13 protein-coding genes, 1 other RNA gene and 1 pseudogene are annotated in these 14,540 nt (G+C 72.8%); 2 read left to right on the top strand and 13 right to left on the bottom strand.

Annotation, left to right across the window (positions count from 1 at the left end; all coding sequences use genetic code 11):
- A pseudogene (locus tag ACTYVM_RS30275) lies at window positions 1-387 on the bottom strand (nucleotidyltransferase domain-containing protein); the annotation flags it as partial.
- A 221-nt stretch (window positions 388-608) separates the two neighbouring features.
- Here ACTYVM_RS30275 and ACTYVM_RS30280 point away from each other — a divergent pair.
- Window positions 609-1,838 (top strand): cytochrome P450, encoded by a 1,230-nt coding sequence (locus tag ACTYVM_RS30280; protein ID WP_445529023.1) that lies wholly within the window; start codon window positions 609-611, stop codon window positions 1,836-1,838.
- 276 nt (window positions 1,839-2,114) lie between these two features.
- Here the strand turns inward: ACTYVM_RS30280 and ACTYVM_RS30285 are convergent, their stop codons facing one another.
- From ACTYVM_RS30285 to ACTYVM_RS30325, 9 genes are all read right to left on the bottom strand, one after another.
- Window positions 2,115-3,371, bottom strand: a complete 1,257-nt coding sequence (locus ACTYVM_RS30285) for a cytochrome P450 (RefSeq protein WP_445529024.1) — start codon at window positions 3,369-3,371, stop codon at window positions 2,115-2,117.
- Window positions 3,368-3,985, bottom strand: a complete 618-nt coding sequence (locus tag ACTYVM_RS30290) for a GTP-binding protein (protein ID WP_400025590.1) — start codon at window positions 3,983-3,985, stop codon at window positions 3,368-3,370. Before ACTYVM_RS30290 ends, ACTYVM_RS30285 begins: the two co-directional genes overlap by 4 nt.
- The gene (locus tag ACTYVM_RS30295; protein WP_400025589.1) at window positions 3,966-4,322 is read right to left on the bottom strand and encodes a DUF742 domain-containing protein; all 357 of its coding nucleotides are present in this window, start codon (window positions 4,320-4,322) and stop codon (window positions 3,966-3,968) included. Before ACTYVM_RS30295 ends, ACTYVM_RS30290 begins: the two co-directional genes overlap by 20 nt.
- Complete coding sequence (locus tag ACTYVM_RS30300; protein WP_400025587.1) at window positions 4,319-4,738, bottom strand: roadblock/LC7 domain-containing protein; 420 nt, start codon at window positions 4,736-4,738, stop codon at window positions 4,319-4,321. The genes ACTYVM_RS30295 and ACTYVM_RS30300 overlap by 4 nt, the downstream gene beginning before the upstream one ends.
- A gap of 168 nt (window positions 4,739-4,906) precedes the next feature.
- Window positions 4,907-6,745 (bottom strand): sensor histidine kinase, encoded by a 1,839-nt coding sequence (locus ACTYVM_RS30305; protein ID WP_445529025.1) that lies wholly within the window; start codon window positions 6,743-6,745, stop codon window positions 4,907-4,909.
- A 400-nt stretch (window positions 6,746-7,145) separates the two neighbouring features.
- Window positions 7,146-7,604 carry a PaaI family thioesterase gene (locus ACTYVM_RS30310; RefSeq protein ID WP_445529026.1) on the bottom strand — a complete coding sequence of 153 codons (459 nt, stop codon included), beginning with the start codon at window positions 7,602-7,604 and terminating at the stop codon, window positions 7,146-7,148.
- 180 nt (window positions 7,605-7,784) lie between these two features.
- Window positions 7,785-8,186, bottom strand: an RNA gene (rnpB, locus tag ACTYVM_RS30315) — RNase P RNA component class A.
- Between the two features lie 54 nt (window positions 8,187-8,240).
- Window positions 8,241-8,819: a Uma2 family endonuclease gene (locus ACTYVM_RS30320; RefSeq protein ID WP_445529027.1), complete on the bottom strand. Its 579-nt coding sequence runs from the start codon at window positions 8,817-8,819 to the stop codon at window positions 8,241-8,243.
- 175 nt (window positions 8,820-8,994) lie between these two features.
- Window positions 8,995-10,530 carry an RNB domain-containing ribonuclease gene (locus ACTYVM_RS30325; protein ID WP_445529028.1) on the bottom strand — a complete coding sequence of 512 codons (1,536 nt, stop codon included), beginning with the start codon at window positions 10,528-10,530 and terminating at the stop codon, window positions 8,995-8,997.
- Window positions 10,531-10,606: 76 nt separating this feature from the next.
- On the opposite strand from ACTYVM_RS30325, the gene yaaA reads away from it, so the two are divergent.
- Complete coding sequence (gene yaaA / locus ACTYVM_RS30330; RefSeq protein ID WP_445529029.1) at window positions 10,607-11,407, top strand: peroxide stress protein YaaA; 801 nt, start codon at window positions 10,607-10,609, stop codon at window positions 11,405-11,407.
- 62 nt (window positions 11,408-11,469) lie between these two features.
- On the opposite strand, the gene ACTYVM_RS30335 is transcribed toward yaaA, so the two are convergent.
- The 3 genes from ACTYVM_RS30335 to ACTYVM_RS30345 are packed head-to-tail and all read right to left on the bottom strand — an operon-like array spanning window position 11,470 to window position 14,428.
- A complete protein-coding gene (locus tag ACTYVM_RS30335) occupies window positions 11,470-12,753 on the bottom strand; it encodes a bifunctional RNase H/acid phosphatase (protein ID WP_445529030.1) in 1,284 nt (427 codons plus the stop codon).
- 36 nt (window positions 12,754-12,789) lie between these two features.
- Complete coding sequence (locus tag ACTYVM_RS30340) at window positions 12,790-13,533, bottom strand: zinc ribbon domain-containing protein (protein ID WP_445529042.1); 744 nt, start codon at window positions 13,531-13,533, stop codon at window positions 12,790-12,792.
- A gap of 13 nt (window positions 13,534-13,546) precedes the next feature.
- The gene (locus ACTYVM_RS30345; RefSeq protein WP_445529031.1) at window positions 13,547-14,428 is read right to left on the bottom strand and encodes a Nif3-like dinuclear metal center hexameric protein; all 882 of its coding nucleotides are present in this window, start codon (window positions 14,426-14,428) and stop codon (window positions 13,547-13,549) included.
- Window positions 14,429-14,540 lie beyond the last annotated feature (112 nt).

Here is a 14,540-nt window from a genome sequence, read left to right on the forward strand (position 1 = left end):
GCCACCCTCGTGCGGTTCACGGAAGACGTCGAGCAGGAACCGACCGCTCACCGGATCCCGCAGCCAGGTCTGGTGCGTGGCCGCGAGCACCTCGGCTCCTGCCCTCGGCCAAACCCGTCCCGAGCCCACCGCGTCGAACACGTACTGGGGGAAGCGGTCCCGAACCTCCGTGAACCCCGCCGCGGGCACCGCGATCTCCAGATCACCGTGGGGCCGCGACTGGCCTCCGCGGAACAGATCCAGCGCCCAGCCTGCCACGACGCACCAGGGCGCGCTGACGCCGGCCAACCGCTCCGCAACCTGTTCCGGCCGCCAGGCATTCGCCCACCGAGCGTCCAGTTCATCCGCATCAAGGACAGCACCGCCGGGCGGCACAGCATCGATCATCGGACCAACGTACTGCCTCAACCGGGTGATCCAGGGAACAACAACAGCCGTCCAGCGGACCGCCGGCCAGTTCGGCGCAGCACCGGTCCGGCCGCGGGCCCGGGTGGTCGTGGTCTGCGCCGTAGTAGGTGGGACAGCCGGGGACCAGTGGGGGCTGTCTTTGCTGACCATTGATCAATTACCTTGTGGCGAAAGCGAGTCACTGATCTTGAGGGAGCCCCATGTCCACCGCGCAGCAGGTGCCCGACATCCTCTCGCCCGAGTTCGCCGCGGACCCCTACCCGGCGTACCGTCTGATGCGCGACACCGCGCCCCTCATCTGGCACGAGGCCACGCAGAGTTACATCATCTCGCGCTACGAGGACGTCGAGCGCGTCTTCAAGGACAAGAACGGCGAGTTCACCACCGACAACTACGACTGGCAGATCGAGCCCGTGCACGGCAAGACGATCCTCCAGCTCAGCGGCCGTGAGCACGCCGTGCGCCGCGCCCTCGTCGCCCCCGCCTTCCGCGGCGCCGACCTCCAGGAGAAGTTCCTCCCCGTCATCGAGCGCAACTCGCGCGAACTGATCGACGCCTTCCGCAACTCCGGCTCCGCCGACCTGGTCAACGACTACGCGACCCGCTTCCCGGTCAACGTGATCGCCGACATGCTGGGCCTCGACAAGGCCGACCACCCCCGCTTCCACCGCTGGTACACGTCCGTCATCGCCTTCCTCGGCAACCTCTCGGGCGACCCCGAGGTGGCCGCGGCGGGCGAGCGGACCCGTGTCGAGTTCGCCGAGTACATGCTGCCGATCATCCGGGAACGCCGCGAGAACCTGGGCGACGACCTGCTGTCCACGCTGTGCGCCGCCGAGGTCGACGGCGTGCGGATGAGCGACGAGGACATCAAGGCGTTCTGCAGCCTGCTGCTCGCCGCCGGCGGCGAGACCACCGACAAGGCGATCGCCAGCATCTTCGCGAACCTGCTGCTCCACCCCGACCAGCTCGCCGCCGTCCGCGCCGACCGCGACCTGATCCCGCGGGCCTTCGCCGAGACCCTGCGGTACACCCCGCCCGTCCACATGATCATGCGGCAGTCCGCGACCGAGGTGGAGCTCAGCGGCGGCACCATACCCGCCGGCGCCACCGTCACCTGCCTGATCGGCGCCGCCAACCGCGACGAGAGCCGCTACCGCGACCCCGACCGGTTCGACATCTTCCGCGACGACCTGACCACCACGACCGCCTTCTCCGCCGCCGCCGACCACCTCGCCTTCGCGCTCGGCCGGCACTTCTGCGTCGGCGCGCTGCTCGCCAAGGCGGAGGTCGAGATCGGCGTCAGCCAGCTGCTGGACGCCATGCCCGACCTGCGCCTCGCCGACGGCTTCGACCCGGTCGAGGAGGGCGTCTTCACCCGCGGACCGCAGCGCCTGCCGGTGCGGTTCACGCCCGTGACGGACGCCTGACCGCCCAGCCCGCACCACCGCCGAGGTCATGGGCCCCGCCAGGGGCCCATGAGCCCACCCGCACCGGCGCCGTGCCCGCGCCGCCGCACCACCGGGTGGATCGCACCGCCGCACGACTGGGGCGCCCGCCCTACCGGGTCATCGGCCGCCGCACGCCCGGGCGCCCGCCGCCTCACCGGGCCACCGGGCCACCGGGCCACCGCGTCACCGGGTCACCGGGCGCCTGCCCTACCGGGTCACCGGGCGCCTGCCCTACCGAGTCAGCGGGCGCCCGCCCTACTGCACCACCGGCGTGAACCGCACCGGCAGCGCCGTCAGCCCCCGCATCCAGATCGACGGGCGCCAGGTCAGCGTCTCCGGCTCCACCGACAGCACCAGGTCGGGCAGCCGCTCCAGCAGCGTCTCGACCGCCGTCCGCGCCATCACGTCCGCCAGCAGCGGTGCCGGATAGGGGCAGCGGTGCTCGCCGTTGCTGAACGACAGGTGCGCGGCGTTCTCCGCACCCACGTGCGCATCGGGCCAGATCTGCGGATCGGTGTTGGCCGCGGCCAGCCCCAGCACCAGGCAGTCGCCCGCCCGGATCTGCCGCCCGCCCAGCTGGGTGTCCCGAACGGCCCAGCGCCCGATGAAGTTCTGCGTCGGCGTGTCCAGCCACAGGGCCTCGTTGAGCGCCTCGCCCACACTGAGCCGCCCGCCCGACACGTTCACCGCGAACCGCTCGTCCGTCAGCAACAGCCGCAGCGTGTTGCAGATCCAGTTCGCCGTCGGCTGCTGCGCCGCGGCGATCACCGAGATCAGGTCCTGGACGATCTCCTCGTCCGTCAGCCCCGCCGGATGCAGCAGCATGCGCGAGGTGACGTCAGGACCGGGGCTGGCCCGCTTGTCCTTCACCAGCTGCCGCAGCCGCTCGCCCACACGCCCGTACGCGGCCACCGGGTCGTCGCCCTCCGCGGCGTCCAGCGAGATCCGCAGGTCCTCGACGAGTTGCTGGGTGTCCTCGCCCGAAGTCGGCATCCCGCACATCTGGACCACGGCCCGCATCGGCAGGGCGTGCGCGTATCCGGTCATCAGCTCCGCCTGGCCACTGCCCGCGAAGTCGGCGATGAGCCGGTCGGCGATCAGCTGACAGTTGCGCGCCAGCTCGAACTGGTCGACGCCCTCCAGTGCCTGAGTGATCACCCCGGCCCGCCGCCGGTGCTCGTCGCCCTCGGTGAACAGCACCGACGGCTGGTGGCCGACGTACGGCAGCAGCGGCCAGTCCGCCGGGATGTTCTCCCACTGGTTCCAGCGCCGGGAGTCCCGCGCGAACAGCTCGTCGTGACCGGTCACGTACGTGACCTCGGAATAGCCGAGCACCAGCCAGGCCGGGATGTCCCCGTCGAGCAGCACCGGCGCGACCGCGCCGTGCTCGCGGCGCAGCGCGCGGTACAGCTGCGACGGCGTCTGCTGGTACTCGAGCCCTCCCAGGCGCACCGCGTCGGTGTGGGCGGGGCAGCCCGGCGGAGCCGGTTGCGCGGAAGAGGGGTCGGTCATGGTGTCGCCTCCTGGGCCGTCGCCAGTTCGTACAGGTGGTCCACGAGAGTGACCAGCACGTCCTTGCCGGACTCCCGGACCCGCGCGTCGCAGTCGAGCATCGGCACGTGCTCGGGCAGCGCGAGCGCCTGGCGTATCTCCTCCAGGGAGTACCGGTTGGTGTCGTCGTCGAACCGGTTGACGGCCACCACGAACGGCGTCCTGTGGTGCTCCAGCCGGTCGATCGCGTACCAGGAGTCGTTCATCCGGCGCGTGTCCACGAGCACCACGGCGCCCAGGGTTCCGGAGAACAGCCTGTCCCACAGGAACCAGAAGCGCTCCTGTCCCGGCGCGCCGAACAGGTACAGCACCATGCGTTCGTTGAGGCTGATCCGCCCGAAGTCGAACGCCACCGTCGTGGTCGTCTTCGTCGCGACCGCGCTGGTCTCGTCGACGCCGACGCCGGCCTGCGTCATCACCTCCTCGGTGTTCAGCGGCCGGATCTCGCTCACCGAGCGGACCAGGGTGGTCTTGCCGACGCCGAAACCGCCCACGATGACGATCTTCAGGCCGGTCTCCGCCGCATCGGCCAGTGGCGTGCGGTGGGAGGGCGGCTCAGAGGTTGCGGAGCCCATGGAGCACCTCCTTGAGAAGCGCGGAATCGGGGAGCGAGGCGACGGAACGCGCCGCGCGCGGGTGGCGGGCGGTGATGCGGCCCGTGTCGAGCAGGTCGCCGAGCAGGATCCGCACCACGGTGATGGGCAGCTTCAGCTCCGCGGCGATCTCGACGACGGCCGTGGGGTGTTGGCACAGCTCCAGGATCCGGGCGTGCTCCGACTGCATTCCCGCGGTGGGCCGGCACTCACTGACGATGAGGGTGACCAGGTCGAAGGATTCGCCGGCGCGGCTCCGGCCGGCCGTGACCGTGTAGAGCCGGTCGGGGTCACCGGTGTCCACGGGCTTGCGCATCACGAGGCGGCACTGCCCGGAACGGAATCCCGGGGCTCGGCGCGCAGGTGCTCGCCGATCTGCTCCACCAGCTCCGACATCTGGTGGCCCACCACTCCGGGGTCGGCGTCCTCCTCGGCGAGGACGGCCAGATGCGCTCCCTCGCCGGCCTCCACGATGAACAGCAGGCCGCCGTGGAATTCGGTCATGGACTGCCGGACGCCGCCGCTGCCGTCGCCGAACTCCACGGACGCGCCTTGGGCGAGGGCCTGGATGCCGGAGCAGATCGCGGCCAGCTGGTCGGCCTGGTCGAGCGTCAGGTGTTCGGTCCAGCAGAGCTTCAGGCCGTCCCGGGACAGGGCGAGAGCGTGCCGGGTTCCGGGGGTGCGCTCCAGGAGGCTCTTCAGAAGCCAGGTGAGGCTGTTGTCGGTGGTCTGCATGATGGGTGATGGGACGGTGGTGCCCGGTTGACCGGTCACCGGCCCGTTCCTCCAATCTCAGGAACTCGAGCGGGAAGTGAGCGCCGACGCCCCGGGCGCCGTACGGGAAGGGGCGGCGGCTACGGGGCGGCCGGCGGCTCGGAGGCGCCGTACGAAAACGGTCGGCGGCTACGGGGCGGCCGGCGGCTCGGACTCGGACCCGGCGTCCGGTCCTGCGTCCGGCCCGGCGTCCGGCCCGGCGGTGCCGCCCGCGGACCGGCGCCCGCGGTGGAAGGCGCCGAACCGTGCGCCGGCGTCGCGTGCCGAACGCGGCTCCGGGCGGGCTCCGTCCGCCGCCTCTGACGCGCCCCCGGATGCCGAGCCGGTCGCCGACCCGGACGCCGCCTCGGACGCCGACCGGCGCTGCTCGCGCTCCCGCTCCGCCTCGGCCATGGTGCGGCCGGGGGCGCGGACGGGCAGGCCGTTCGGCGTGGCGCCGGTGGCGCGCCGGGGCAGGCCCTGTTCGGGCAGCTCCGGCCGGGCGGCGGGCCGCTCCGGGGTGCCGGCGCCGGGGCGCGAGGTGGGCTCGGGCGCCGGGGCGAGCGAGGCGGCGGGGGCGGGGCCCGGCGTGGGCGCGGCCCCCGCGGCAGGGCGGCCGGCCACCTCGCGCGACACCGACTCGCGCTGCTGGGCGAGCAGTTGCGGGGGCAGCAGGACGACGACGCCGGTGCCGCCGCGCGACGAGGGGCGGTAGTTGACGCTGATGCCGTACTTCACCGCGAGCCGTCCGACCACGGCGAGGCCGAGCCGGGTGCCCTGGAGCGAGGCGAGGTCGGTCATGTGGCCGGACACCGCCTCCTCGGCGCGGCGCATCGCCGCGTCGGCCATCTTCAGGCCGCTGTCCTCGATGGTGACGACCATGCCGGCGCTGCGGTCCTCGACGTAGACGTGCACCTCGTCGATGGGCGGGGAGAAGTTCGCGGCATTGTCCATCAGCTCGGCGAGCAGATGCATGACGCCCTCGGCGGCGAAGCCGGAGATCGCGGCGGTGGTGGAGCAGTGCAGGCGCACCCGCTGGTAGGCGGCGATACGGCCGACGGCGCCGCGCAGGATGCTCTCCATCACGATCGGCTTGTTCCAGGCGCGGCTGGACCGGCCGCCCATGAGCAGCGCCAGCCGGTCGGTCATCAGTCCGAGCTGGGAGGTGCCGTGGTCCAGCTTCAGCAGGTCGCCGAAGACCTCCTCGCCGTGTCGTTCCTGCATGTCCCGCAGGTCGGCGAGCATGCTGACGGACTTGGCCTGGACGCGGCTGAGCGCCTTGGTGGAGGCGGCCTGTGCCGCGGCGGCGCGCCGCTCGCTGTGGGCGAGTTCGCGGACGAACGACTCGGTCGGGGTGCGGACCATGGGCAGCCGCGGCAGGTCGAGTTCGGCGAGCACCGTGTCGGCGGACTGGCCCTCGCGCAGCCGGGCGACCGCGGCGGGCAGGGTCTCCTGCACCAGCCGCTCCAGCGCGTCGGCCGCCTCGTTCAGCTCCCGCTGGGCCTGCCGGCGCTCGCCGTCCAGGGCTGCCGCGTGCCGCACGCCTTCCTCGACTGCGGCGGCGAAGGTGTGCGCGATCCGGCCCAACTGCGGTTCGGACGGCGGCGGCACGCTGCCCAGCGCGTCGGTCGCGCTCGCGCCGTCCCGCAGCCGCTTGGCAAGGTCGGGCAGCACCACGTTGACCAGGTGCGCGGTCTCCGCCGACAGCTGCGCCGACTGCGCCCTGAGACGGCCGGTCTCGGAGGTCTGCGCGGCGGCCGTACGCCGGGCCCGCTGGACGAGCCGATGGCTCACGAGGACGGTCACGGCCACGCACACCCAGGCGACCGCCGCCACGGTCAGCGCCCAGGTGTGGACGCCGGACGGCGCCAGCGTGACGGCCACACCGCCGGCCGTGGCGCCCACCACCAGCACGACCAGGGGCATGGTCGGCGAGGTGTGCGGCGCCTTCGCCGGCCGGTGCTGACTGGGCGGTGCAGGCACTGACATTCCGCGGTCCCTCGGTCCAGGAGATCAGAAGAAACGGGGCAGCCGACTCACGGCGGCCGCAGGTCGGAAAGGAGGTCGCCAAGTGGATGACGATCTTCCGACCGGGTTCCTGATCATGCTAGCCACACTGTCGCGCGAGAAGATCTGACCGGCCGCACAGACCGCCGGTGACCCAACTTCGTCGTGAACCAACCGCCTGAACGCCCGCTCGTGATAAGGAAGATGACATACCCTCAGCCCGGCCGGCGCACGGGGACAGGCTGCCAAATGTGTTGACGAAGTGTCAAACTTGTAAAAACGAACTCCCCTGGCGCGTCAACTCCGAACACCACCAACCACTTTCCAGCCAAGCACGGGCAAGCCGAAGCGGAACACATCCGCCTTCCGGGGCAGTTGGGACTCACGGGGCGGGCCTGGTCACACGGATCAGGGTCTGCTGGCCGTTGGCGACGAGCTTGCGCCCGCCCTCCGCCTGGACGCCGTACACCTCCAACTGGCAGACGGTCAGGGTGCTTCCGGCTTTCAACACGGTTCCGATCGCCTCGATGTGGTCGCCGACGGCGGGCGCGATCAGGTTGATCTTGTACTCGACGGTGAGGACGTCGGAGTCCTCGGAGAACAGGGTGAGCGCCGCGTAGCCACCCGCGGTGTCGGCGACGGCGCTGGTGGCGCCCGCGTGGATGTAGCCGTGCTGCTGGGTCACCTCGGGGCGGGACGGCAGCACGATGTGCACGCGGCCCGGCGCGATGTGCGCTATCCGGGCGCCGAGGTGGGCCATCAGCCCCTGGCGGTCGAAGCTGTCCTGCACGCGCTTGTGGACCGCGGGGTGTGCCTGTTCCTGCTGCGTGAAGTCTTCCACGTACGTTCTCTCCTTCGGCGGACATCCAGGTGTGCGTACGGGCCGAGGGCGGGCCCGTCAGCCGACCAGACGTTCCACCAGCAGGAACCCGCCGAGGACGATCATCATGGCACCGAAGGCACGGAAAGGGCCCCCGACGCAGGTCGGAGGCCCTTTCCCAGTCAAAGCCGTAGGAAGCGGCAGACGAGTCGGGCTGTACGCCGGGTTCTGTTCCCCGGGTTCCTCGCGGAGCCCGGGGCGACGGCCATCCATCTAGGACCGGCGTTGCCGCCGGCCTCGTGCGGTCCACCCGCGGACTCGGGCGGGCAGCCCTCGAACGTCCGCGCAGGGCCGCCTTGCGGCGGCCCCTTTTGACCTTGCTCCGGGTGGGGTTTACCGAGCTGCCCAGGTCACCCTGGGCACTGGTGGTCTCTTACACCACCGTTTCACCCTTACCGAGGACCGAGATCCCCGGCGGTCTGTTTTCTGTGGCACTGTCCCGCGGGTCACCCCGGGTGGCCGTTAGCCACCACCCTGCCCTGTGGAGCCCGGACGTTCCTCGGGAAGCCCCTGAGGGCTCCACGCGGCCGTCCGCCCGGCTCGTCTGCCGTAGGCACCATGGTACCGGTCACCCAGACCGGTACCGCTTCCGGCTGGTCAGAGGAAGTCCGCTGTGTTTAGGTCGAAGGCGAAGGGCTCGGGGAGAGACAGAGAGTCGCCGAACGAGCGCTTGAGCAGCCGTAGATAGTCGCCCTTCTCCGGCTCGCTGAACAGCGTGACCATGGAGGCGTCGCGATCGACGAGCAGATGGAGGGGAATCCCCTCTCGGGCATAGCAGCGGCGCTTGGCCTCACGGTCGGCCTCCGGCTTGGCGGACGTCACCTCCAGCACCATGGCCACACCGTCACAGGGCATCCAGCAGTCGGCGCCCCCGAAGAAATCGAGCTTCAGGGCAGCGAACGTGACGTCCGGGACCGCGTAGTTCTTCGGGCACCCGCCGCCCTTCGTCAGCTTCAGCCCCTTGTTCCCCGAGAAGTCCATGTCGATCCTGGGCCGCTTGATCACTTGCCTCACGACCCGGCTGATGTACTTCTCGTGCTCCCCGTCCGGCGGCGGCGTCACGACGATCTCCCCCTCGATCAGTTCGGCCCGGAAGCCTTCCGGGGTGTCGAGGGACAGGAAGATCTCCAGCAGGCCCTCAGCCGGCGTGGTGGGCTCATGAGCCACGGCAGTCATGTCACGCCCCTCCTTCGGTCGCTCACCGGACTGGGACATTCCAAGATCACCTTTTCGAGAGACCGGGAACCTTCCCTCGATCGTGGCACAGGAGCACCACCCGGGTCAGCCGCCGGACCGGCGGTGCGGCTCGTGCGGTTCCACGCCGAGGATGCCGGTGGGCTCGTGCGGGTGCTCACGCGGGGGTGAAGCGCACCCTCGCGGGTGGTGGGGCGGACGGGTCGGCCCGGGTGAGGCGTACGCGGAGCCGTTCGCCCAGGGGCAGGGGGGCGGCGCCGACGGTGCCGGACTCGACGCGGGCGACGACGGGCGGGGACTCCACGCGGACGGTGCCGGCCGTGGGGCCGTGTGCGTCGACGTCGATCACCCAGCCGTCGAAGAGCTCGCCGACCCGGTCCTTCAGCAGCGCGGCCTCCACCACGTCCAGGCACTCCCGCTCGACGGCGGCCGCGCGCCGGGTGCCCTCGGCCATCCGTTCCGGCAGCGCGTCCAGCCCGGTGAGCACCCACTCGGGCACGTCCTGACCGGCCGCGGCGGCCAGGCAGATCTCGGTGGCGTACCGGTCGGCGAGGCGGCCCAACGGGGCCGTGCAGTGCGCGTAGGGCGCGGCGACGGCGGCGTGCGTGGTGATCGCCGGGAGACCGCCGTCCCGGAAGACGGTGTAGCCGGCGCCGCTCAGCAGGGACGCGCACTCCCGCAGGAAGGCCGCGTGCCGCGGCCGGTCCGCGTCGAGGGTGCGCAGGAGGGCGGTGTAGGACACGTGGTGCGGCCAGTCGACGCCCAGGGCGTGCGCGCTGCGCCGCAGGCGGCCGACCGCGCCGTCGGGGGCGGGCGGCAGGGTGCGCAGTACGCCGGTGCCGTGGGCCAGCATCAGTTCCGCGGCGGCCATGCCGGTGAGCAGGGAGAGCTGGGCGTTCCAGCGGTCGGCCGGGAGCGGGGCGCGGTACGCCGGCTCGTAGGCGCGGCCCCCGGGCACGTCCGCCGGGTGCTCCACGACCTCCTGCTCGGGCACCACGAGCGAGATGCCGCCGCGCTCGGCCTCCAGCCGCTCCCGCAGTCGTGCCACGTCCCGCAGCAGCGCGACCGGTTCGTCGGCGGTCCCGCCGTCGATCTCCTTCTGCACGCCGGTGCGGTCCAGCTGTGCCCGGCTGCGGACCAGGGCGCGGCGGACGTCGACGGACCGCGTGCGGCCCTCCGCGTCCAGGTCGACCGTCCACAGCACGGCGGGCCGGGTCTGCCCGGGCAGCAGGCTCGCGGCGCCCTCGCCCAGGACGGCCGGGTGCAGCGGGACGCCGCCGTCGGGGAGGTACAGGGTGACCGCCCGCCGGTGCGCCTCGGCGTCCACGGCGCCCGCCGGCACGACGAAGGCGGCCACGTCGGCGACGGCGCAGCGGACGCGGTAGCCGCTGCCCCGGCGGGACAGGTGCATCGCCCGGTCGAGTCCGGACCCTTCGCGACCGGCCCCGTCGAGTCCGGCCCGGTCGAGTCCGGCCCGGTCACGACCGGCGGATCCGGGCGGGTCGAGGGTGAAGAACGGGATGTCGGTGGCGTCGTGCAGGGGGAGCGCGGGGTCCCGCGCGGCCCGTTCCGCCTCGGCGAGCACCGCGGGCGGGAAGCCTCCGGGCACACCGAGCGTGGTGCGCAGTGCGGCGAGGGCGGCCCGCAGGGGTCCTTCGGGGGCGCCGGTCACGCGGAGCGGGCGGCGGGGCATACAGCGAGCGTAGGGCGGAGGCGCGCGGGCGGCACGCCGTACGCTGTCGCGGAGCGCTACCCGAAGGAGCAACTCCGTGCTTGTCCTGCTGCCCCCGTCCGAAGGCAAGGCCGCCGCCGGCCGCGGCGCCCCGCTGAGGCCCGAGTCGCTCTCGCTGCCGGGGCTGGCCGCCGCCCGTGAGACGGTGCTGACGGAACTGGTGGAGCTGTGCGCCGGGGACGAGGAGAAGGCCCGCGAGGTGCTGGGGCTGAGCGAGGGTCTGCGCGGCGAGGTCGCCAAGAACGCCGGGCTGCGCACGGCGGGGACGCGTCCCGCCGGGGAGATCTACACCGGGGTCCTCTACGACGCCCTGGACCTGGCCTCCCTCGACCCGGCGGCCAAGCGGCGCGCCGCGCGCTCGCTGCTGGTCTTCTCGGGGCTGTGGGGCGCGGTGCGGGTGACCGACCGGATCCCGTCCTACCGCTGCTCGATGGGCGTGAAGCTGCCCGGACTGGGCGCGCTGGCCGCGTACTGGCGCACGCCGATGGCCTCGGTGCTGCCCGAGACGGCCGGTGACGGGCTGGTGCTCGACCTGCGGTCCTCGGCGTACGCGGCGGCGTGGAGGCCGAAGGGGGAGGTCGCCGGCCGGACGGCGACCGTGCGGGTGCTGCACTCCCAGGTCGTGGACGGGGTGGAGAAGCGGTCCGTGGTCAGCCACTTCAACAAGGCCACGAAGGGCCGGATCGTACGCGCCCTGCTGACCGAGGGTGCCGCCCCGAAGGACCCGGCGGAGCTGGTGGAGGCGCTGCGGGACCTCGGGTACGTGGTGGAGGCGGAGCCGCCGGGGAAGGCGGGGCGGCCGTGGGCGCTGGACGTGGTGGTGACGGAGATCCACTGACGCGGGGATCCGCCCACGCGGCCCACGCCGTGGGCATCCGCTCGCCCGCGCGGCGGTGGCGTTCAGCGCAGGTGGGACGTGTCGTTGAACAGGCGGACGCTCGCGTTGCCGTCCGCGTAGTACGCCACCGCCGACAGGGACGCCGCCGACAGCTCCATGCGGAACAGGGACTCCGGCGGGGCGCCGAGGGCCAGTTGGACGAACGTCTTGATCGGGGTGACGTGGGTGACGAGCAGCACCGTGCGGCCCGCGTGGGCGGCGACCAGCTTGTCCCGGGCGGCGGCGATCCGGACCGCGGTGTCCGCGAAACTCTCGCCGCCACCGGTGGGTTGGGCCTCCGGGGAGGCCAGCCAGGCGTTCAGGTCGTCCGGGTAGCGCTCGCGCACCTCGCCGAAGGTGAGCCCCTCCCAGGCGCCGAAGTCGGTCTCGCGCAGCCCTTCCTCCACGGTCACGTCGAGGCCGAGGCGGGCGGCGACGACACCGGCGGTCTCGCGGGTGCGGGCGAGCGGCGAGGACACGACGGCCTGGACGGTGCCGCGCCGGGCGAGCGCCGCCGCGACCTTCTCGGCCTGCTCCCGGCCCACGCCGGACAGCGACGGATCGGTGCCGCCACTGCCCGAGAAACGCTTCTGCGGTGTCAGCGGCGTCTCGCCGTGCCGCAGCAGAACGAAGGTGGCGGGGGTACCGAGGTCGGCGGGTGCCCAGCCGGGCGTGGCGGCCCTGTCCGGCTCCGCACCGGCAGCGGAAGCCTCCGGGCCGCCCGCGGCGGTGGCGCGCGCCGCCCGCACGTCGGCGCTCGCGCCGGTGCCGGGGAGCTGGTCAGTGCCCGCGCCGATGCCGGGGAGCTGTTCGGCGCCGGGAAGTTGGCCGGTGTCGGGGAGTCGGTCGGTGGCCGGGCCGACCCGCGTGTCCGCGGACGGGCCGGACCACTGTTCGCCGCGGCCGCCCGCGTCCATCGCCTCGTTGGCCAGCCGGTCGGCGTGCTTGTTGCGCTCGCGGGGGATCCACTCGTAGGTCACCCGGTCGGCCGGAAACTCCCGCGCCGCCGCCGTCGCGAGCGGCTTCAGACCGGGGTGCTTGATCTTCCAGCGGCCCGACATCTGCTCGACGACGAGCTTGGAGTCCATGCGGACGTGCACGGCCGCCGAGGGGTCCAGGGCGTGCGCGGCGCGCAGGCCGGCCAGCAGGCCCCGGTACTCGGCCACGTTGTTCGTGGCCACGCCGAGGTACTCCGCGTGCTCCGCCAGGGTCTCCCCCGTCGCCGCGTCCAGCACCACCGCCCCGTAGCCCGCGGGCCCCGGATTGCCCCGTGACCCGCCGTCGGCCTCGACGATGAACTCCCGCACGCCGCTCGCTCCTTGCAGACCCGGCTACAGACCCGACTACAGACCGGACTCGGCGGTGCGCACCAGGATGCGGCGGCAGTTCTCGCAGCGTACGACCGTGTCGGGGGCGGCCTTGCGGATCTCGCTCAGCTCGGTGATGGCGAGCTCCTGCCGGCAGCCCTGGCAGGTGCGCTGGTACAGCTTGGCCGCGCCGATGCCGCCCTGCTGCCCGCGCAGCTTGTCGTAGAGCTTCAGCAGGTCCGCGGGTACGGCACCGGCGATGACCTCGCGCTCCTTCGTCACGGACGCGACCTCGCCGTCGATCTCCTCGAAGGCCGCGTCCCGGCGCGCGGTCGCGTCGTCGGCCTTCGCCTGGACGGAGGCGACGCGCCCGGTCAGCTCGGTGACCCGCTCCTGCGCGGACTCGCGGCGTTCCATGACCTCCAGGACCACGTCCTCCAGGTCGCCCTGCCGCTTGGCGAGGGACACGATCTCGTTCTGGAGGTTCGACAGGTCCTTGGGCGAGGTGATCGCGCCGGAGTCCAGGCGCTGCTGGTCACGGGCGGCGCGCCTGCGCACCTGGTCCACGTCCTGCTCGGCCTTGGTCTGCTCGCGTGCGCAGTCGCTCTCCTCGGTCTGCGCGGCCACCAGGAGGTCGCGCAGCTGCGTGAGGTCCTGGTTCAGCGACTCGATCTCGGCGTGCTCGGGCAGGGACTTCCGCTTGTGGGCCAGCTGCTGGAGGCGGACGTCGAGGGCCTGGACGTCGAGGAGTCGGATCTGGTCGGCGGGCGCGGCGTTCAGTTGGGGGCTCCCGTTAGCTAGTAGAGGAAGGGGCGCGCGAAGCGCTCGTCGGAAGGGTGGCGGCGGACGCCGCGTGGGCGGTCCAGGGGTCGGTGACCGTCTTGGAGACGTGGACGCGCAGGCCCCATCCGCACCGGTCGGAGATCCCGTCGAGCTGGGCGGCGGCCAGCTCGCACCAGGGCCACTCGGTGGCCCAGTGCGCCGCGTCGAGCAGCGCGAGGGGACTGCGGGCGCCGGCCGCGATGAACTCGGAGGCCGGGTGGTGGCGCAGGTCCGCGGTGAGGAAGGCGTCCACGCCCGCGGCCCGTACGTCGTCGAAGAGGCTGTCGCCGGAGCCGCCGCTCACGGCGACCGTGCGGACGACCGCCTCCGGGTCGCCGGCCACGCGGATGCCCTGCACGGTGGCGGGCAGCCGCTCGGCGGCGCGGGCCGCGAGTTCGCGCACGGTCAGCGGATGGTCCAGTTCGCAGACCCGGCCGAGGCCGCGACGGCCCTCCGGGTCGGCGGTGTCCGGCACCAGGGGGCGTACGACCCTGAGGTCCAGCGCCCCGGCCAGCGCGTCGGAGACGCCCGGGTCGGCGGTGTCCGCGTTGGTGTGGGCCACGTGCAGGGCGATGTCGTTCTTGATCAGGGTGTGCACCACGCGGCCCTTGAAGGTGGAGGCCGCCACGGTCGTCGTACCGCGCAGGTAGAGCGGGTGGTGGGTGACCAGCAGGTCCGCGCCGAGCTCCACCGCCTCGTCGGCGATCTCCTGGACCGGGTCGACGGCGAACAGGACCCGGCCGACCTCCTGCTCGGGGTCGCCCACGACGGTGCCGACCGCGTCCCAGGACTCGGCCCGCTCGGCGGGCCACAGGTTCTCCAGCGCGGCGATGACTTCAGACAGACGGGGCACGGGTGCAAGGCTACCTGGGTGTTCGCCGCGGCTGAACCGGTCCCGTCGCCTCCGTACGGACCGGTCCGCTCAGCACACCGGTCTCGGTTTCCTCAGGCGAATCGTTTTTGGG

The sequence above is a fragment of the Streptomyces cyslabdanicus genome, assembly GCF_052663305.1.